The sequence below is a fragment of the Aeromonas sp. MdU4 genome, from assembly GCF_041929505.1.
Taxonomy (GTDB): Bacteria; Pseudomonadota; Gammaproteobacteria; order Enterobacterales; family Aeromonadaceae; genus Aeromonas.
In genome coordinates, this window is record NZ_JBHFMW010000021.1 from 186,657 (window position 1) to 205,361 (window position 18,705).

Sequence of the window (18,705 nt, forward strand, 5' to 3'; positions counted from 1 at the left end):
TCCCCCTCATCGGGCAGAAGACCGCCACTCACTTATCGTCGTCGAAGGCCGGACCGGCATAATTGTCGAACCGGGAAAACAAGCCCCGACGGTTGGCCACTATCTGCTTGGGCCATCGGTCAGGACAGTTGCAGTGATGGCTAATCCGCCATCACCTTGGGTTTATATCAATAGTCGTCATCAAACGCCGGACCGGCGTAGTTGTCAAACCGGGAGAACTGACCCTGGAAGGTGAGGCGCACTCTTCCTATCGGGCCGTTACGCTGCTTGCCGATGATGATCTCGGCAATCCCCTTGTCCGGGCTGTCATCGTGATAAACCTCATCACGATAGATAAACATGATCAAATCCGCATCCTGCTCGATAGAACCCGATTCACGAAGATCCGAGTTGACCGGACGCTTGTCGGCCCGCTGTTCCAGGCTTCGGTTCAACTGGGAGAGCGCCACCACCGGGCACTGCAGCTCTTTCGCCAAGGCCTTGAGGGAGCGGGAGATCTCGCCGATCTCCAGGGTACGGTTGTCGGAGAGCGCTGGCACCCGCATCAACTGCAGGTAGTCGATCATGATCATCGAGAGGCCACCGTGCTCACGGGCGATGCGGCGAGCGCGGGAGCGCACGTCGGTCGGGGTGAGGCCGGAGGCGTCATCGATATACATCTTGCCCTTCTCGAGCAGTAATCCCATGGTGGAGGAGAGACGGGCCCAATCCTCGTCGTCGAGCTGACCGGTACGCACCTTGGTCTGGTCGATGCGACCGACCGAGGCGAGCATACGCATGATGATCTGCTCGGAGGGCATCTCCAGCGAGAAGATAAGCACCGGCTTGTCAGCGGTGAGGGCCGCGTGCTCACAGAGGTTCATGGCAAAGGTGGTCTTGCCCATGGAGGGACGAGCCGCCACGATGATCAAGTCAGAACGCTGCAGGCCGGCGGTCATCTTGTCGAGATCGCCATAACCGCTCGACACCCCGGTCACCCCGTTATGCGGAGTCTTGAACAGCTCTTCAATCTTGTCGACGGTCTGCTCGAGGATCAGCTTGAGAGGCTGGGGCCCCTCATTGGCGCTGCTGCGCTGCTCGGCAATCTTGAATACCTTGCTCTCGGCCAAGTCAAGCAGATCGCCGGAGGTGCGGCCCTGCGGCTCGTAGCCCGCTTCAACTATCTCGTTGGCGACCGAGATCATCTCCCGCACCACCGCCCGCTCCCGCACGATTTCGGCGTAAGCGTTGATGTTGGCAGCACTCGGGGTGTTCTTGGCGATCTCCACCAGATAGGCGAAGCCACCGGACTCCTCCAGCTGTTCGGAGCGTTCCAGCTCCTCCTGCAGGGTAATGAGGTCGATGGGGTTGCCCGCGTTGGAGAGACGGGTCATGGCCTGGAAGATCAACCGGTGCGGACGGCTGTAGAAATCCTGATCGATGACCCGCTCGGCAACCCGATCCCAGGCATCGTTATCCAGCATCAGGCCGCCCAGTACGGACTGTTCGGCCTCAAAAGAGTGGGGGGGAACTTTCAGCTGTTGTGTCTTGGCGTCTTTTTTCGCCGTCACTTGCTCTGCCATACACATAAAAACCGCAGCGGGAAGGGGACGGGAATTTTACAAAAGAAAGCCAACTACGGCGAGCCCTATCTGGCGGCTCATACCATCATAAAGGGCCATACCAGGGTCTGGTCCTGTTTACTGCTTCTGGGTTTGCTGCGCATCTTGCGCTCTTTGCGACTCAATCGTCTGCTTTTTATGCTGCTTACTCCTTGCGTTGACCACCACTCGAGGTGGTAATTCGTTCATGAATAATTCATGCCAATCATGATACTTATCGGCACAAGCTGCGACACATTTAGGGATAGGCAGCCTGCCATGCGCCTTGCTGAGCTTGCCAAAGCAGAGCATGCCCCACCCACAGACGAGAGTGAAACGAGTCAAAATGAAAAAGATGCTGACCCTGTTTGCCGTGATCCTGGCCATTGGCCTGGGGGCACCTCACGCCGAAGCCAAGAAATTTGGCGGCGGCAAATCCTTTGGTAAAAGTTACAAAACTGCGCCGGCCCAGCCTGCGGCCAAACCGGTCGACAACAAGAATCCGACCCTGGGTGCCCAGACTCCGCCGAAGAAAAGCGGCATGATGGGTGGCCTGCTGGGCGGCCTGCTGGCCGGTGGCCTGTTTGCCTACCTGCTGGGCAGCGGTGCCTTTGAAGGTCTGCAAGGAATGGACTTCCTGCTGATCGCCCTGCTGGCACTGGGTGCCGTCTTCCTGCTCCGTGCCATGCGCCGGGGCAAGGTCGCGACGCCACAGCCACAACAGGCCGCCTATGCGGGTTATCAGCCACCACAAGCCGCTGCCCCGCAGCAGTTCGAGCAGAGCAACAGCGCGCCGCAAGCCACCGGCTTTGCCGACAGCGACGTGCCGTTCCGTCTGCCACCGGGCTTTGATATGAACAGCTTCCTGGCTGGTGCCCGCGACCACTACCGCACCCTGCAAGAGGCGTGGAACAAGAACGATCTGGAAAAAGTGCGCGAGTACGTCAGCCCGGAGTTGTTTGAACAGCTCAAAGCCGAGCGCGCCGAACTGACTGGCGATCAACACACCGAAGTGATGTACGTCGATACCCAGCTGGTGCGCGCCGACTACGGCAGCGACTGGGCTCAGGTGAGCGTGCGCTTCAGCGGCCGCTACATGGACCGCCAGGAGCAGGTCGAGGAAGATATCAAAGAGGTGTGGCACCTCGAGCGCGATCTGGCCAAGAACAATGCCCCTTGGCATATCGTCGGTATCGAGCAGCTGTAATCGTTAAGTGGCAAGAAGTTAAGCCAATAAACAAGGGAGGCATAATGCCTCCCTTGTTGTTCTCGTGCCTTCCGACATCACGCTTTATCACTACCCGGCGCGATGGGCTGGCAGACTTATCGGCTTACTTGGCCGGGCATGATGGCACCGCTTTACCCGCAGCAAAGAACTGCACCTGATCTTTGGCATTGGGATCATATTCCACCGCAGAGAGTGGAGAATTCTTTGCAATGAACTCTTTCAGCACCACAGCATCGACCAAGCCAACGTTTTGGGTCTTCGCACTGATGTTGGGGTAACCATCACCACCGGCTGCACTGAAGTCAGGAATGGCGAAGCTGTACTGCTTGGCAGGGTCAAAATCCTGACCATTGATCTTGCTGATATCAACGGTTTTGGCATCACAGTTCACGTTCATCTCGAGGCCACTGAACTGGGGATAACCACCACCGGTTTTGGTCGCCAGAGCGGCCAGATAGTCAGGAAGCTCCTTACCATCCATATGCGCCCAACTCACGATATTGCCAAACGGTTGCACCTGCAGCACGCTGCGGTAGGTAATTTGACCCGCCGGAATATTGTCACGCACCCCGCCCGAGTTGACGATACCAAAATCAGCACCCAAGCGAGCCTGAGTCGCGGTCGTGATCAGACGGCCCAGATTGGTTTGCTGGGTACGCACGACATCCCGCTCGCCCATAAAGAGACCATCGGTATCACCAACCGGCACCAAAAGCTGCTTCTCACCCTCATCCTGATAACGCTGCAGGGTTTCAAACAGCTTCGGATCCTTGACAATTTCTGGCTGATAGAAATCAGGCGAACCATCGGCACGCTTCAATGCCTTCCGCTTGTCATCGCGCTTGACCAGATTGATTGGCACCAGTTCATACTTGTCCAGCGTCAGCTTGCCATTGACATAACTGAACTCGGCGTGGCCCACATATTTGCCCCACTCATACGCCTGCATGATATAGGTGCCGTTCTGTTCATCCGGCACACATTTTTCACCCGGACCAAACTTGTTATCATATTTGATAAATGAACGCTCCATGCAGACCGGATTCTGGGAGTGGCCACCAATAATGGCGTCCAGCAGGCCAGGTTGCAGCGTTCTTGCCAGAGTGACATCACCCGGCGCATTGCTGCCATGCATAGCATTGGCATAATGACCCATATGAGTGATTGCCAAGACCATATTGGCCTCTTTGTTGGCACGAATTTCCTTGATGACTTTATCAGCTTCCTGAATCGGATTACGGAAGTCGATGTCCTTCACATTCTCCTGTTTGGAGATGATGGCGGTGTCTTCCGTGGTCAAGCCAACAACAGCAATTTTCAAACCATTCTCAAATTTGAAAACCTTATAGGGACTAAATACGCGTTGCCCGGTTTTTTTATCGTAAATATTCGCCGCCAGCATCGGGAACTGCGCCCACCCCTCCTGCTTTTTCAAAACAGACATGGGGTTATCGAATTCATGGTTGCCAACCGCCATGGCGTCATAACCAATCTTGTTCATCGCCATGAAATCAGGCTCAGCCTTCAGCAGGTCTGACTCCGGCACCCCGGTATTCACGTCACCACCGGATAATACCAGCACATCACTGCCTGCGGCCTTGGCCTCTGCTCTCAGGCGATCCACCAGAGTTTTCTGGGCAGCCATGCCATACTCGCCATCGATGTTATGCCAAAAACGCCCGTGGGTATCATTGGTATGCAGAATGGTCAATTTGCAGGGATGATTAACGTCAGTACAAGGTTCACTCTTGGCTGACTCAGGATTTTGAAGCTGCGCAGCAACACTATTATTGTCGCTACTTGAACTATTACAGCCACCCAATGCCATCAGCACTGCCAGTGCCACACTTCCCATCATTAGTTGTTTCATTTCCGTTGCACCTTTTTAATTATCATTGACGGATCGAATTAATTCGATCGTGCGCAAATTTAGCACACCCTGAAAAGATAATTATCTGATGATGGAAAGTAATGGATCACAATTGTGATCCACCACTCACAAATACATCGAGAAAATATAACTGTCTTTTTTGTTAATTGCTGACCACCTTTACATCTAACACAGTGTTATTTATCAATGAGATACTGCAGGCAATATATTGCTTGTTCAAAAGGCATTCCAGGCATGCATCAGAATACAACCATCACAATGGTCATTTAATTTCGTGACGAATGCCTCACAAATAACAATCGATAAGCACATGGCAATGACTTAAATAGGTTTTCATGCTCAAATGAAGAGTTCCGTCATGCTGAAAGCATGCTTCTTTTACCCATCCTGATATGTATAAAAACGATCTGTCTGTGGCATACTCCCCAGCCATCCATGCCCGAGGAGAGAGTTGATGGCCAAGTACGACAAGATTTCCCCTGAAACCCAGCAGGAGGCGATGAAAATTGCCCGTGCCAACCAGAAGCCGGGGCAGACCAAGGAGCAAACCCAGCTTATCGCGCAAGGGATCCAGAAAGGCATCGACGAGTACAAAAAACAGATGAAAGCGCGGGCCCGCGAAGCGAGCCGCCAGAAAAAGTTGCAGGCCAAAGCCAGGCAGCCACAAGGCGTGCCACAAACGGAAGAGCAGGACGATCAGCTCGAGCTGGTTGAAGTGAGCCATCAGCATCCCCTGCCCTGGATCTTGCTGGCGCTGAGCTGGCTGGGTTTTGCCGCAGCCTGGTTCTGGTTACGCTAAGGCACGCACGGTAGCAAACCTTTATCCGGGATCCTCTTCACAGCCCGGACCCGGGATACTGGTCATCATGCACGAAGGCTGATTAAATCCCGCCCCCTACCCATACCCGGCGTCGAAACGGCAAGCTTTCAGGAAAACATGTTATGAATCCCGCTCCGCTCTACCTACTGGCACCTTTTGTGCTGTTTATTGTGACCATGCTGCTCTATCGCATCTCGCCACTGCGCGCCGCCGCCACCGGTGGTGTTCGCTGGTTTATCCTCCCGGCTTTCACCCTGTTTATTCTGCTGATCATCATCAATGGTGCCGCCGATCCCGCCCTGCGTAATCCGGCATTCCACTGGCTGATGCCGGGGCTTGGCTTTGCTCTGAGCCTGTTTCCGGCCCTGCCCAAGGCGCTGGTACCACACCTTGCCATCAAGGAGGGGGCCTTCGCCGCTCTCGGTCTGATGCTGATGAGCCTGGCCATGGTCTACTGACCAGCAGGTCGCTGTCGTTGACATGACTCAAGGGGTGCTCTGTGACGGGCGCCCCTTGTACAAACAATGGCCTGCAGGCATCTTGGAGACAGGATCGCCAGCCAGGAGGCCAAATGGACAATCCGCCTGATTTCATGGCGCAGTGGGATTATCAGGATCCCGCCGCCACCGCCCTGCGTTTTCATGCGCTTCTCCCCGAAGTGCGCGCCGCCGCTGACCTGCAACTCGAACTGGAGTTGCTGTCCCAGATCGCCCGCACCCATTCGCTGCAACGCCAGTTTGCCGAAGCGCACCAGTTGCTCGACGAGATAGAGCCTCGTCTCACCGATAAGACCCCAAGAGCCCGGATCCGGACCTTGCTGGAGCGAGGCCGCACCTTTAATTCTGCTGGCGACAAAGCCAGTGCCAAGACCCTGTTTGAGCAAGCCTGGCAGCTGGGGCTCAAGGGCAAGGAGATCTATCTCGCCATTGATGCAGCCCACATGATCGCCATCGCTGCGCCGCTGGAAGAGCAGAGCCGCTGGCATCAACTGGCGATGGAGCTGGCGGAGCGCAGCAGTGACGAGAAGGTGCGCAGCTGGCTGGCTCCTCTTTACAACAATCAGGGCTGGACCCTGTTCGAGCTGGGCCGCTTTGATGAGGCAAAAACCCAGCAGCAGAAGTGCCTGGCCTGGCATCTGCAGCATAACAATCCGGCCAAGGCATTTATCGCTCGCTGGAGTCTGGCCCGCCTGACCCGGGCCCAGGGTCAGCATGAACAGGCGCTGGCAGAACTGCTCCAGCTCAAGAGCGACATAGCAGAGGCTGGCATACCTGAGGATGGCTATCTGTTTGAGGAGCTGGGGGAGAATGCATTGGCGCTGGACGACCCGGCTGCTGCCGAATACTTCTCCCGCGCCTGGTTTCTGCTATCACAGGATCGCTGGTTCAAAGCCAACGAGGGTGAACGATTGGCACGGCTCAAGCGGCTCGCCAAACTCTAAAGCTGCGGCCTAATGCGGCCTAAAGAGAGGGCGGCTCATGCCGCCCGTCTGCAGAATATATTGAACGCTTCCCGACGCCATTTTTGCATAGCGAACTCGCCCATTCAGGTCAGGCTCGTCTCTTCCCAACTCTGCTTCTTGCGATAGATGGTGGAAGGACTGATTTCGAGCAATGCCGCCGCCTTGGGAATATTGCCATCACAGCTGGCGATGGCCTGTTCAATCACCTCTTTCTCCACCAGCCAGAGCGGGCGGATCGGCCCGTTTGCTGCACCATTGGCGGCCGGAGCCGATGCAGCCGCCGCCGCAATCGCAACTGGCAACTGGGGCTGAATCCGATTGAGCGGTGGTGGCAAAATATCCGGGCTCACCAGCTCCTTGTCGTTGAGCACCACGATATTGCGTACCACGTTTTGCAGCTCGCGTACGTTACCGGGCCAGGGATAGTCGAGCAGCACCCGCGCCGCATCGGCATCGAAATCCCTGAAGCGCTTGTTCTCCTCTTTGGCATAGTTCTGCAACAAGTCGCGGGCCAGCAACAGAATATCCTCGTCTCGCTCCCGCAGCGGTGGCAGATAGAGGGGAATGACATGGAGACGATAGTAGAGATCCTCGCGAAAGCGGCCCGCCTTTACTTCGAGTAACGGATCCCGGTTGGTGGCACAAATAAAGCGCACATCCACTGTCTCCAGCTTGCCGCTGCCAACCCGCTGCACAGTGCCGGTCTGGATAAAACGCAGCAACTTGCTCTGCAGATCCAGATCCATCTCGCAGATCTCGTCAAGGAAGAGCGTGCCCCCATCCGCCAGACTGGCGGCGCCCTTGCGATCTCCCTGAGCGCCAGTAAAGGAGCCCTTTACATGGCCGAAGATCTCGCTCTCCATCAAATCGTGGGGAATGGCAGCACAGTTGAGAGCAATAAAGGGCTGTTCACTGCGGGGGCTGCACTGGTGGATCGCCTCGGCACACACCTCCTTGCCGGTACCGCTCTCGCCGGTGATAAAGACGGTCGCTTTGCTGGGTGCCGCGCTCTCGATGATGCGATACACCGCCTGCATCGGCATGGATGCGCCAATAAAACCGTAAAAAGAGTGACGCTCGAAGTTCTCCCGATACTGAGCAACCAACGAACTCAACTGCTGATGCTTCAACGCATTGCCTGCCGTCGCACAGAGACGTTTGCTGTCAAACGGCTTGGTCAGAAAGTCGAACGCGCCGAGACGCATCGCCTCGACCGCCACATCCACCGAGCCGTGAGCGGTGATCACCACCACGGAGCAGGGAAGCTGCTGTTCGGTGATCATCTGCAAAATATCCATGCCGGACATATCCGGCAATTCCAGATCGAGCATCACCACGGGAGGTGGGCTTGCCAGCAACTGCGCCAGTGCCTGCTGACCGCAGTCGGCCAACACCACCTCGTACCCATCCAGCCGCAGGTACTGTTCATAGACCACTGCCAGGCTTCGGGTATCTTCCACCAGCAGGACACGCGGTTTGTTTTCAGCCACTGGATCCATCCTTGAATTTGATTCTGCGATCTATTTTGCCTTTTTTATTGCATAAACCCAACGCGGGACAACGCAGTTATCACGCGATTATAGGTGATGCACAAGTAAAAACGGCTCCTTAAGGAGCCGTTTTTCACTACAAACAGAAATTACTTCTTGGCGTCGTCAGCAGCCGGCTTCTCGATGGCCAGCAGCTCAACGTCAAACACCAGCACGGCATTGGCCGGGATGGAGCCTGCACCGTGCTCGCCATAGGCCAGCTTGGACGGCAGGAAGAACTTGAACTTGGAGCCAACCGGCATCAGTTGCACACCTTCGGTCCAGCCCGGAATAACCTGGTTGAGCGGGAAGGTAGCCGGCTCGCCGCGATCGACAGAGCTGTCGAACTTGGTGCCATCAGTCAGAGTACCGGTGTAGTGCACCTTGACGATGTCGGTTGATTTCGGCTTGGCACCGTCACCCATCTTCTCGACCTGATACTGCAGGCCGGATTCGGTGCTCTTCACACCCTCTTTCTTGGCATTGGCAGCCAGGAACTCTTCGCCTTTCTTCAGATTTTCAACGGCATCTTTCTCGGCTTTAGCCTTGGTCAGCTCGTTGATCTTGGCGTCGTAATCCTGCAGTACCTTCTGGATCTCTTCATCAGTCATCTTGGCTTCTTTGCCCAGACCATCGGTGACTCCTTTCAGGATCACGGAGTTATCCAGTTTGATGCCCAGTTCCTGCTGACGCTCGAGGGTGTTCGCGATGTAACGACCCATGGAGAGGCCAATTGCGTAGCCGGATTGCTCTTCAAAGCTCTTGGCTTCGACCTTGGTCGCCTCTGCCGGCTTGCTGGCTTCAGCCTTCACTTCGGCGGTATTGGCCGCAGCAGGCTTCTCGTCTTTTTGGCAAGCAGTCAGACCGACGGCAACCGCCGCAGCCAACAGGGACACCTTCAGAAATTTATTCATCAGTTTCTCCAAACTCCAAATACCGCTCTCGGTTCCATCGTGAAATGAGAGGTTTATCGTGATAAGCGCCTTATACTAACGCCGTGATCGCAGGTAACAAAAGCGTGAGACAGCAAAAATGATAAAAAGTGCCATTTATCTGGTGAGCCTCTGTTTAATGCTCACCGGTTGCGAGCAGAGCTCCCAACCCAGCCAGCAGATGACCCTCGCCAGCACGGGTCTGCTGACCGCAGACCTATCCAGTGATGGCAAGCAAGCCATCGTCTCCAGCATCAGCCAGGGCATCACGGTCTGGGATCTGGAGCAAAGCCGCGAACGCTGGCGCTGGAAGCAATCCGACTCACCGAATGATCTCGTTTTCATTAGCCGTTTTTCCGAAGGCAACAGCCACGCTGTGACCGCCACCACCAATACCTTTGCCATCTGGCGGCTTCAGGACGGGCAATCGCAAGGCTACTACTCCCTTCCTGAATCCAGGCTGAGGGACATAGCGCTCTCTGCTGATGGGCGCTATGTGCTAATCGGGCGGGAAGATGGCAAGGCAGAATGGGTCGATACCCGAAGCGGTCATCGCCTGCAGTTTCTGGGGCACACCGAACAGGTCAATACGGTGGATCTCTCCGCCAACGGTCGCTATGCCCTGACCGGCGGCAACGACTACAGCGCCTATCTTTGGGATACCCGCAGCGGGCAGGTGGTCTGGCGATTCAACCATGGTGGTCGGGTGGTCATGGCACGGCTGGAGCCAAGTGGTCGCTACGCCTTCACCGCTGACAGCAGCCGGGCCAGCATCTGGGATCTGAAAACCGGCAAGGAGATAAGCCAACTGCAGTATGATCACCGCTTCGAGGTCTACACCAGTGCCCGCTTTACCAACGACGGCAAATGGCTCATCACCGGCGCCCCCTCCCGCCAGCTCTCGCTATGGCAAGTGAGCGATGGCGCCCTGCTGCAGAGCTGGCGCGTCTCGCCCCACCCCAAAGTGAAACCGCCCAGTGCAGTGGTCTACGGCGTCGCTTTGCGCGACAATAGCCACCTTGTCAGTGCCAGCTCCAGTGGTCTGGCCGAAATCTGGACAATCAAGTAAGGACCCGAAGGCCCATGAGTCAGCAACTTAACGATCGCATCGAAACCCTGGAAACCCGTCTCGCCTATGCGGAGTACACCATAGAGCAGCTCAACGACGAGGTGACTACCCAGGGCCGTGAACTCGATCGCCTCAAATACCAGATCCAGCTGCTGATCGACAAACTGCAAAGCGTACAGCCCAGCCAGATTGCCAGCATGGCCGAAGAGACGCCACCGCCGCACTACTGATCCGGCGCTATCCATGGTCAGGCAATATGCTCTGGCCCTATCGTCAGCCAATAAAAAACCCGCGATTATCGCGGGTTTTTTATCATCGGCATGGCCGTGATCAGTGGTGATGGCCTTTGCCACCACAACCGCCACCGCCACAGCAACCGCCGTGGCCGTGATCTTCATCATGATCGTGACCATGACCGCCACAGCAGCCGCCGTGATCGTGGTCATGACCGTGATCGTGACCGCAGCCACCGGCACCGTGAACGTGGCCGTGGGCCAGCTCTTCGGCAGTGGCGGCCCGCACGTCCTTGATCTCGACCTTGAAGCCCAGGGTCACGCCAGCCAGCGGATGGTTGCCATCCACCTTGACGAACTCTTCGGATACTTCAACCACGGTCACCGGACGATGGCCATCGTCGGTTTCAGCCACAAAAGTATCCCCTTCGGAGACTTCCATGCCGTCGAACAGCTCGCCCGGTACTTCTTGTACCAGCGTCTCGTCATATTCGCCGTAGGCTTGGCTCGGTACCAGAGTCACTTCGAAGGCTTCACCTACCGCGCGGCCTTCCAGCTCGGCTTCCAGGCCAGAGACCAGGTAACGGGTGCCGTGCAGATAGACCAGCGGCTCTTTGCCGACAGTGCTGTCGATGACTTCACCGTGCTCGTCGGTGACTGTGTATTCCAGCGTAACCACGCTCAGAGGAGCTACTTTCATGTCAGGATCCTGCGGATAGAAAAAAACGGGCTCAGAATACCCTAAAAAGCGGGCCGCGCATATGCCGTGCCACGCCACAGTGTGACGAAAAAAACGACAGCTGCGTCAACCAAAAACGCGTATCCCGCTAGCCATCATGTCATCAGGGACGAAATACCCCGATCACCTCTTCCGCCTCGCGAGTCTGCTTGTCGACCTCGGCAGGCGTTTGTACCTGGGTGTCGCCACAGGCGACGCAGGTCACCTTCTCGACTCCATGCTCCAGATACAGCATCATGTTGTCCAACTTGCCGCACGCCGGGCAGACAGCACCGGCAATGAAGCGCTTTTTACGTCTGGTTTCCATATTTGTTACCTCCAGGCAGCATCATATCAGGGTTTTTACATGCATCACGCCATCGAGTACCACCATTTTTCCTGCCAGGGCCTGCACGCCGGCAACCGCAAACGGACCCTGGTCGGGCAGCTGTTACGGATCACCCGGGGTGCCGCACTGCTGAGACTGGGCCAACATGAGCTGTTATTGCCCGCAGGCAGCAGCTTCTGGCTCTGTGCCGATGCCCTCGCCGCCTTCAGCCCGCTCAGCGGTTGCGATTACGATCAGCTGAATGTCTCTTTGCGCGTGGCCCAGCCGCAGCAGGCAGGCTGGCTGCAGACCACCCCCTTGCTCGATGCCCTGCTCGATTCGCTGGCCCAGTGGCAGCGCCCGAAAGAGTGGCAAGGGGTCTACGGTCAGCGGCTACAGGTGATTCTGGATGAGCTGCAACAGTGCACCATCAACCAGCAGGGACACAGTGAGCTGCAAGCATGCTGGCAAGTTCTGGCCAATGGCCAGCCAGAGGGTCTGCAACAGTGGGCACAACAAGCCGACGCGCCGCTGGAGGGGACTGAATTGCAACAACAGTGGCAACTTCTGCAGGCGCTCAGATTGCTCAAGGGCGGCAGCAAACCCGCTCAGGTTGCCAGCAAGCTGGGCTACACCGATGAAGCTGCGTTGCAAACCGCCTGTCAGCAATGGGGCGTTGGTGGGAATGGCGCTCAATAGCCAGATATCGGCGTGAATGAGCTAATTAAATTGGCTGAACGAGTCCAGTTTTTTGCCCGTTGGTCGTTAACAATGAAGGGCCATTCCCCCTTCAATCCTTTATGCTAGAGACCAGAAGTGACAGTCAACGTTTCGACCAACAGGACACCTGCCATGACGAGCAAAGCCAATCAATCCCAAGGCATGTTGCTGTTTCATCTTTCAGCCAAACAATCCTTTGCCATCGGCACCCTCAAGGTAAAGGAGATAGTGCCCTACACCCAGCTGACGGCCATGCCGCACTCGCACCCGACCGTACTGGGGGCCGCCAACATGCGCGGCTCCACCATTCCGGTGATCGACATGGCGATGGCGGTGGGCTATCGCCCCATCAGCAAGGAGGAGATGCCCCACTGCTTCATCATCATCACCGACTGCCGCCGCACGTTGGTGGGCTTTCTGGTGCGGGGCATCGACAAGATCACCGAGTGCAACTGGCGCGATATCGAATCTCCGCCCGCCACCCTTGGCCACAATGTCTTCGTGACCGGGGTCACCCGGGTCAATGATCAGCTGATCCAGCTGCTGGATGTGGAGCTGATCCTCTCCCGGGTCTATCCGGATGATCCGAGCCACCTCTACCCGGTGCTGACCGATGTGCAGCGGGAGCGGATCAAACCGATGCGGATCTTGCTGGTCGATGACTCCTCGGTCGCCCGCCGTCAGCTGATGGCGGCGCTGGACTACATCAATATCCCCTATGAGGTCTGCACCAATGGAAAGGATGCGCTGGCCCTGATGCAAGAGCGGGCGAGCCAGAAGACCCCGATCGACATTCTGGTGAGCGATATCGAGATGCCGGGGCTAGATGGCTATGAACTGGCCTTCGAAGTACAGAGCGACAGCAAACTGGCGGGGGCCTATATCATCCTGCACACCTCGCTCTCCAGCGAGATCAGTGTGGAGCGGGCCCATCAGGTGGGCGCCCATGAGGCGCTGACCAAGTTCGAAGCCAACGAGCTGATCCAGGCCATGCTGCGTGGCGCCGAACATCACGATCGCCTGCTGAAATAGGCCAATCACTGACGGGAGGAACACTCCTCCCGTCCTCCTTATCTTCGACCCAGACCGACTGACCCCATGCTGACCGAAAGCCACTTCCATGCCCCCTGGTGGGCCCGCAATCCTCATCTGCAGACCATATTGCCCAAATGGCTGCGCCGCACACCTGCCCGCTTTGTGGCCGAACGGTTTGAACTGCCGGATGGGGACTTTGTCGACCTCGCCTGGAGCGGGGAGGTCAATCTTGACGAGCAGCCGTTGGTGGTGGTGTTTCATGGGCTGGAGGGGAGCATTCACTCCCACTATGCCAAGGGATTGTTCGCCCATTTGCAGCAAGAGGGCAGAGAGGCAGTGCTGATGCACTTTCGCGGCTGCAGTGGCGAGCCCAATCGCCACCTGCAGGCCTATCACTCCGGCGCCATCGGTGACGCGCAGGAGCTGCTTGCCGAACTGAGCCAGCGCTTTCCGGGCAAACCACTGATTGCTATCGGCTTTTCACTTGGTGGCAATATGCTGGTCAATCTGCTGGCACGCGCCTGCCCTGACACTCTGAAGGCCGCGGTGGTGGTTTCGGCCCCGCTGCAACTGGCGAGCTGTGCCGAACGGGTCAATCAGGGTTTCTCGAAGGTCTATCAAAACTATCTGCTACGCACCATGCGCCGCAATCTGCTCAGCAAGATCAGCCATCAGCAGCAAGCGAGTGAACGCTGGCAACCCCGCCAAGTGGAGCAGATTGCCACCCTGCGTGATTTCGACGAGCAAGTCACCGCGCCACTGCACGGCTTTCACAGCGCCAGTCACTACTACCAGAGCTGCTCCGGCCTGCCGCTGCTGCGCCAGATCCCAATCCCGACCCTGGTCATCCACGCCGCCGACGATCCCTTTATGTCACACGCCGTCATCCCCCGGCCGGAGCAGCTCTCGCCTCACGTGCGCTATGAGCTGAGCCAGCGCGGCGGCCATGTCGGCTTTCTGCACGGCACGCCCTGGCGGCCAAAGTTCTGGCTGGATGAACGGATCAGTCGCTGGATTGCCGAACAGAGTCACTCTGCGACACAGAACTGATTGCGCCCCAACGCCTTGGCCCGATAGAGCGCCTGATCGGCACGATCCAGCAGTTGGCTGGCGTTTTCGTCGCCCCTGATACTGGCAATCCCCTGACTCACCGTCACCCAGGGAGCCACATCAGAGGCCAGGTGTTCCAACTTCAAACAGGCCAGCCCCTCCTGAAGCCGCTGCGCAACGCATAAGGCCGCTTTGCTGTCGGTATCTGGCAGCAACAGCACAAATTCTTCACCACCGTAACGGGCAACCAGATCGGTAGAGGGGCGCACCGAGCGGTTAAGCACTTGTGCCACCTCCTTGAGACAAATATCCCCCGTCTGGTGGCCGTAGTGGTCGTTGAAACGCTTGAAATAGTCCACATCGATCAAGATGAGTGACAGCGGCGTCCCCTTCTCACAGCCACACGCCAGCTCTCGCTCCAACTCGATATTGAAGTGACGCCGGTTGGCAACACCGGTCAGCGGGTCCTGCTTGGCGAGCGTATCCAGACGCCGCAACAGGGCCAGATTCTCATGCTCTCTGACGATAGCCAGCTCAAACCAGCGATTCAGGATCCGCCGGCCAACCTCCAACGCAATGACGCCAAACAGTACTCCCAGCAAAAATATCTGGTGAAAATCGACCAGCAAAAAGAGCTCGAGCCCAACCCCCACCGTCATGGGGCCAAACAAATAACCGTAAAACACCTTTCGGTCGGGGTAAAAAGCAATCAGAGCGGCCAGCAGATTGAGTCGCATGATCCCGTTGGCATAGCTAAGGCCGCCACGCAGCTCAACCTGCCCCAAGGTATAAATGTGCAAGGTCCAGAGCCCACCCCACAGCAGCATTGTCACGGCCGCGACTCGCAGCCAGAGATGATCCGAAAGGTGATCGCACAGCAAGCTGACAACCGGAAGCAGGATCAGCATCACCATCACCAGCCCGACTTCACTTTGAAAGCGCCACGGGAGAGCGTTATCACTGGCCAGCCCAACCTGGCTGTACACTTCGTAGCGGATTGTCAGAAACAGCACCATCAGCCAGTTCAGCAACCAGAACCACACCATACCGCGACTAATCGCTTGCCGGCGCGCCTGCGCCAGATGGTCCACCAGGGTTAACGGCGAGCGGCGCTGCTCTTCAGACAACATGTCTCAGACTCCGGTGAAAAAATAAAAATTGATTGCATTCGTACGATTCAGCACAACAATAGCCCGATGGTTATATCTTTTTGCATCGAGAGCACTTCATGATCATTCCTTGGCAAGAGCTGGATGCCGACACCCTGACCAACCTGATCGAGCATTTTGTGCTGCAGGAGGGGACCGAATATGGTGAACAAGAGATATCACTTGGCACCAAAGTCGAGGAGGTGCGCAACCAATTACAACAAGGTAGGGTGGTCATCGTCTACAGCGAACTGCATGAATCCGTGAACATAGTGATGAAAGATCGCTTCATCGAGCCATCTTGACCAAACCGGAATCCGGACCCTATAACGGAACTCCCAAGGAAGAGAGAATCCCATGTCGGCCAAGCACCCAATCATTGCAGTCACCGGCTCGTCCGGTGCTGGCACCTCCACCTCGACCAATGTCTTTCGCTCCATGTTTGATCAACTGGGATACACGGCGGCGGTAGTGGAAGGCGACAGTTTTCACCGTTACACCCGCCCCGAGATGGATGTGGCAATCCGCAAAGCTCGCGAACAGGGGCGCCACATCAGCTATTTTGGCCCCGAAGCCAATGACTTCGGCCTGCTGGAAAGCTTTTTCCAAGGCTATGGTCAGGATGGCACCGGTCAATACCGTCGCTACCTGCACAGCTTCGACGAAGCGGTGCCCTTCAATCAGATGCCAGGCACCTTTACCCCTTGGCAGAATCTGCCGAGCGATACCGACCTGCTGTTCTACGAAGGGTTGCACGGTGGCGTGGTCACCGAGGATCACAACGTGGCACGCCATGTGGATTTCTTGATTGGCGTAGTGCCCATCGTCAACCTGGAGTGGATCCAGAAGCTCATTCGCGATACCTCGGAGCGCGGCCATTCACGCGAGGCGGTCACCGACTCCATCGTCCGCTCCATGGACGACTACATCAACTTCATCACCCCGCAATTCTCGCGCACCCATATCAACTTCCAGCGCGTCCCGACGGTGGATACCTCCAACCCCTTCAGCGCCAAGGTGATCCCGAGTCTGGACGAGAGTATGCTGGTGATCCGGTTTCGCGGCATCAAGCAGGTCGATTTCCCCTACTTACTGTCGATGATCGACGGCTCATTTATGTCGCGGATGAACACCATAGTGGTACCGGGTGGCAAGATGGGCTTTGCGATGGAGCTGATCCTCAAACCGCTCATCCAGCAACTGCTCGAAACCGGCAAAATAACCTGACACAAAGGAGCTCACAATGCGGTTTGCCTCTCTCTCTGTGGTGCTGCTTGCCCTGCTGGGCGGTTGCAGCAGCGGACCGTCAGCCCCCACGCTGGAAGCGGGCACCATGGTGGTGCGCTCGCTGGGTAGCTGGAACTATGGCGCTACCCCGCGCTATGCCCTGGCAGAGCAGTACCAATTTGCCGGCGAGCGAGCGGAAGGGTGGCTGGAGCCGATGCAACAAGCCGTCAACCAGCAGCTCAACAGTCGGGGTTGGCAGAGCGTGCCCCTTGCTGAAGCGGATCTGTGGGTGGCCATCGGCGTGGCGGGTGGCAAGGATATCAGCGATAGCCAGATTTTTGCCCGTCTCGGCATGAGCCCCGGGGTACAAGCCTCGCCCGATGAGCGCAAGGGCACCCTGGTCATTGTATTGCTAGACAGGAAAACCGAGAAAGCAGTCTGGGGCAGCGTCATCTCACTGGCCAGCGATGTCACCATTGCCGATAGCGAGCGGCAGGCACTCAGCCAGCAACTGGCAGCCAAACTGCTGGGGTCAGTGCCGACTCACTGATGTTGCCGCCATGGCATCCCCCTCGATTGCCAGCCAATAAAAAGAGCGACTTGCCGCATGACAAGTCGCTCTTTTTGATCTGCCCCCCTCGCCAGAACAGGGGCAAAGGGGTGGCAACGCCGCGAACTATTTCAACTTGCAGGTCAGCAGAGTCACCCCTTTCTGAGTCAGCAGCGCCTGCTTGTCCTGATTCCAGAAGGTGGTCACGCTGTCGGAATATTTGGCACCAGACTCCGACTCTACCCGTCCCAGCTTGTGGTAGACCCCGGCATAAGGGAACTGCACCATGTCCGCCTGGGCATCATAAGTAATGGCTAGCAACTCTTCACCACACTGATACTGGCTGTATTGATACTGGGTTGGCTGTGGACTACTGGAACAGGCAGCCAAACCCAGCAGAGGAAGCAGAGCGATCAAGTTCTTCATTGCACTTTCCTTATGTAATGGTCTTAAGTGATGGCCGTGCGCCATGGTGTATTGAACCAAACAATCGTCAGTTATCAGGCTTCAACAATTTGATAACTATGGGTAATTTGTACCGCTTTTTCCAACATCAGGGAAACAGAACAGTATTTATCCATCGACAGCTCGACGGCTCTGGCAACTTGCTTATCTGCCAATCCCTTGCCAGTCACCACAAAGTGCAGATTAATCTTCTCAAAAACCCGGGGCACACTCTCCACTCGCTCGCCAGTAACATCGACATGACACGCGCTCACCGGCTGACGAGCTTTCTCCAGAATAGAAACCACATCGATGGAGCTGCACCCTCCTACCGCCAGCAGGATCATCTCCATCGGGCTGGCTCCCGCCCCCGGGTTGGTCCCATCCAGGATCACCTGATGGCCTGATTCGCTCTCCCCGACAAATTTCATGCCCTCTACCCAGCTGACCTTGGCTTTCATCTCACTTCCTCTGGTTGTTAACGTTGTGCTCGTGGTTCACCTAGCATACCCCAGCCACCGTACAGGCCGCATCCTATCGCCTGTTGGATGACCTTCTGGTCAATGAGTTAGGGGGTTAATAGATCAAAATCAACATCTCCCCACCCCATCTTCCCTAGAATGGCGGAAGCGGCGCAGCAGGCATTACTCAAAGGGCTCTTTCAAAAACCCGCAAAGCCTTGTCAGCACAGGCAAAGGCTCTTATCCTACTGCGACTAATACAAGGAATGGCAAGATTGGC

The 18,705-nt window shown here is 56.6% G+C and carries 21 protein-coding genes; 12 read left to right on the forward strand and 9 right to left on the reverse strand.

Features of this window, described 5'->3' with window-relative positions:
• Positions 1–167: 167 nt before the first annotated feature.
• Positions 168–1,562 carry a replicative DNA helicase gene (dnaB, locus tag ACE1BR_RS11770; protein ID WP_033136212.1) on the reverse strand — a complete coding sequence of 465 codons (1,395 nt, stop codon included), beginning with the start codon at positions 1,560–1,562 and terminating at the stop codon, positions 168–170.
• 364 nt (positions 1,563–1,926) lie between these two features.
• Here dnaB and ACE1BR_RS11775 point away from each other — a divergent pair, with 364 nt between their 5' ends.
• Positions 1,927–2,787 (forward strand): Tim44 domain-containing protein, encoded by an 861-nt coding sequence (locus tag ACE1BR_RS11775; RefSeq protein ID WP_374870447.1) that lies wholly within the window; start codon positions 1,927–1,929, stop codon positions 2,785–2,787.
• A 124-nt stretch (positions 2,788–2,911) separates the two neighbouring features.
• Here ACE1BR_RS11775 and ushA read toward each other — a convergent pair whose 3' ends face one another.
• The gene (ushA, locus tag ACE1BR_RS11780) at positions 2,912–4,663 is read right to left on the reverse strand and encodes a bifunctional UDP-sugar hydrolase/5'-nucleotidase UshA (RefSeq protein WP_374870519.1); all 1,752 of its coding nucleotides are present in this window, start codon (positions 4,661–4,663) and stop codon (positions 2,912–2,914) included.
• 490 nt (positions 4,664–5,153) lie between these two features.
• Here ushA and ACE1BR_RS11785 point away from each other — a divergent pair, with 490 nt between their 5' ends.
• The 3 genes from ACE1BR_RS11785 (at position 5,154) to ACE1BR_RS11795 (ending at position 6,960) form a co-directional block, all read left to right on the forward strand.
• Positions 5,154–5,498 carry a DUF2956 domain-containing protein gene (locus ACE1BR_RS11785; protein WP_374870449.1) on the forward strand — a complete coding sequence of 115 codons (345 nt, stop codon included), beginning with the start codon at positions 5,154–5,156 and terminating at the stop codon, positions 5,496–5,498.
• A 143-nt stretch (positions 5,499–5,641) separates the two neighbouring features.
• Entirely contained in the window at positions 5,642–5,977 is a 336-nt protein-coding gene (locus ACE1BR_RS11790; RefSeq protein WP_374870451.1) for a hypothetical protein, read from the forward strand.
• Between the two features lie 113 nt (positions 5,978–6,090).
• Entirely contained in the window at positions 6,091–6,960 is an 870-nt protein-coding gene (locus ACE1BR_RS11795; RefSeq protein WP_374870453.1) for a tetratricopeptide repeat protein, read from the forward strand.
• Positions 6,961–7,064: 104 nt separating this feature from the next.
• Here the strand turns inward: ACE1BR_RS11795 and ACE1BR_RS11800 are convergent, their stop codons facing one another.
• Positions 7,065–8,471: a sigma-54-dependent transcriptional regulator gene (locus ACE1BR_RS11800; protein WP_374870455.1), complete on the reverse strand. Its 1,407-nt coding sequence runs from the start codon at positions 8,469–8,471 to the stop codon at positions 7,065–7,067.
• A gap of 149 nt (positions 8,472–8,620) precedes the next feature.
• Positions 8,621–9,424, reverse strand: coding sequence for an FKBP-type peptidyl-prolyl cis-trans isomerase (gene fkpA, locus ACE1BR_RS11805; RefSeq protein ID WP_374870457.1), 804 nt, complete (start codon positions 9,422–9,424; stop codon positions 8,621–8,623).
• 118 nt (positions 9,425–9,542) lie between these two features.
• Between fkpA and ACE1BR_RS11810 the strand changes: the two genes are divergently transcribed.
• Together ACE1BR_RS11810 and ACE1BR_RS11815 are read left to right on the forward strand one after the other, a co-directional pair.
• Positions 9,543–10,511 carry a hypothetical protein gene (locus ACE1BR_RS11810; RefSeq protein ID WP_374870459.1) on the forward strand — a complete coding sequence of 323 codons (969 nt, stop codon included), beginning with the start codon at positions 9,543–9,545 and terminating at the stop codon, positions 10,509–10,511.
• Between the two features lie 14 nt (positions 10,512–10,525).
• Entirely contained in the window at positions 10,526–10,741 is a 216-nt protein-coding gene (locus ACE1BR_RS11815) for a SlyX family protein (RefSeq protein WP_005335285.1), read from the forward strand.
• A 100-nt stretch (positions 10,742–10,841) separates the two neighbouring features.
• On the opposite strand, the gene slyD is transcribed toward ACE1BR_RS11815, so the two are convergent.
• Together slyD and ACE1BR_RS11825 are read right to left on the reverse strand one after the other, a co-directional pair.
• The gene (gene slyD / locus ACE1BR_RS11820; protein WP_374870461.1) at positions 10,842–11,444 is read right to left on the reverse strand and encodes a peptidylprolyl isomerase; all 603 of its coding nucleotides are present in this window, start codon (positions 11,442–11,444) and stop codon (positions 10,842–10,844) included.
• A 142-nt stretch (positions 11,445–11,586) separates the two neighbouring features.
• On the reverse strand, positions 11,587–11,790 hold the full coding sequence (locus ACE1BR_RS11825) for a YheV family putative zinc ribbon protein (RefSeq protein ID WP_005335287.1): 204 nt from the start codon (positions 11,788–11,790) through the stop codon (positions 11,587–11,589).
• A gap of 39 nt (positions 11,791–11,829) precedes the next feature.
• On the opposite strand from ACE1BR_RS11825, the gene ACE1BR_RS11830 reads away from it, so the two are divergent.
• From ACE1BR_RS11830 to ACE1BR_RS11840, 3 genes are all read left to right on the forward strand, one after another.
• The gene (locus ACE1BR_RS11830) at positions 11,830–12,489 is read left to right on the forward strand and encodes a hypothetical protein (RefSeq protein WP_374870463.1); all 660 of its coding nucleotides are present in this window, start codon (positions 11,830–11,832) and stop codon (positions 12,487–12,489) included.
• A gap of 153 nt (positions 12,490–12,642) precedes the next feature.
• Positions 12,643–13,542, forward strand: coding sequence for a chemotaxis protein (locus ACE1BR_RS11835; RefSeq protein WP_374870465.1), 900 nt, complete (start codon positions 12,643–12,645; stop codon positions 13,540–13,542).
• A 66-nt stretch (positions 13,543–13,608) separates the two neighbouring features.
• Positions 13,609–14,595, forward strand: a complete 987-nt coding sequence (locus ACE1BR_RS11840) for a hydrolase (protein ID WP_374870467.1) — start codon at positions 13,609–13,611, stop codon at positions 14,593–14,595.
• Here the strand turns inward: ACE1BR_RS11840 and ACE1BR_RS11845 are convergent.
• Positions 14,574–15,725 (reverse strand): membrane-associated sensor domain-containing protein, encoded by a 1,152-nt coding sequence (locus ACE1BR_RS11845; protein WP_374870469.1) that lies wholly within the window; start codon positions 15,723–15,725, stop codon positions 14,574–14,576. The genes ACE1BR_RS11840 and ACE1BR_RS11845 overlap by 22 nt on opposite strands.
• A gap of 98 nt (positions 15,726–15,823) precedes the next feature.
• Here ACE1BR_RS11845 and ACE1BR_RS11850 point away from each other — a divergent pair, with 98 nt between their 5' ends.
• The 3 genes from ACE1BR_RS11850 to ACE1BR_RS11860 are packed head-to-tail and all read left to right on the forward strand — an operon-like array spanning position 15,824 to position 17,520.
• Positions 15,824–16,048 carry a YheU family protein gene (locus ACE1BR_RS11850; protein ID WP_374870471.1) on the forward strand — a complete coding sequence of 75 codons (225 nt, stop codon included), beginning with the start codon at positions 15,824–15,826 and terminating at the stop codon, positions 16,046–16,048.
• Between the two features lie 52 nt (positions 16,049–16,100).
• A complete protein-coding gene (locus ACE1BR_RS11855) occupies positions 16,101–16,970 on the forward strand; it encodes a phosphoribulokinase (RefSeq protein ID WP_374870473.1) in 870 nt (289 codons plus the stop codon).
• 16 nt (positions 16,971–16,986) lie between these two features.
• Complete coding sequence (locus tag ACE1BR_RS11860) at positions 16,987–17,520, forward strand: DUF4136 domain-containing protein (RefSeq protein ID WP_374870475.1); 534 nt, start codon at positions 16,987–16,989, stop codon at positions 17,518–17,520.
• Between the two features lie 126 nt (positions 17,521–17,646).
• On the opposite strand, the gene ACE1BR_RS11865 is transcribed toward ACE1BR_RS11860, so the two are convergent.
• Together ACE1BR_RS11865 and ACE1BR_RS11870 are read right to left on the reverse strand one after the other, a co-directional pair.
• Positions 17,647–17,946, reverse strand: coding sequence for an MliC family protein (locus ACE1BR_RS11865; RefSeq protein ID WP_374870477.1), 300 nt, complete (start codon positions 17,944–17,946; stop codon positions 17,647–17,649).
• 74 nt (positions 17,947–18,020) lie between these two features.
• Complete coding sequence (locus ACE1BR_RS11870; RefSeq protein WP_374870479.1) at positions 18,021–18,425, reverse strand: OsmC family protein; 405 nt, start codon at positions 18,423–18,425, stop codon at positions 18,021–18,023.
• Positions 18,426–18,705 lie beyond the last annotated feature (280 nt).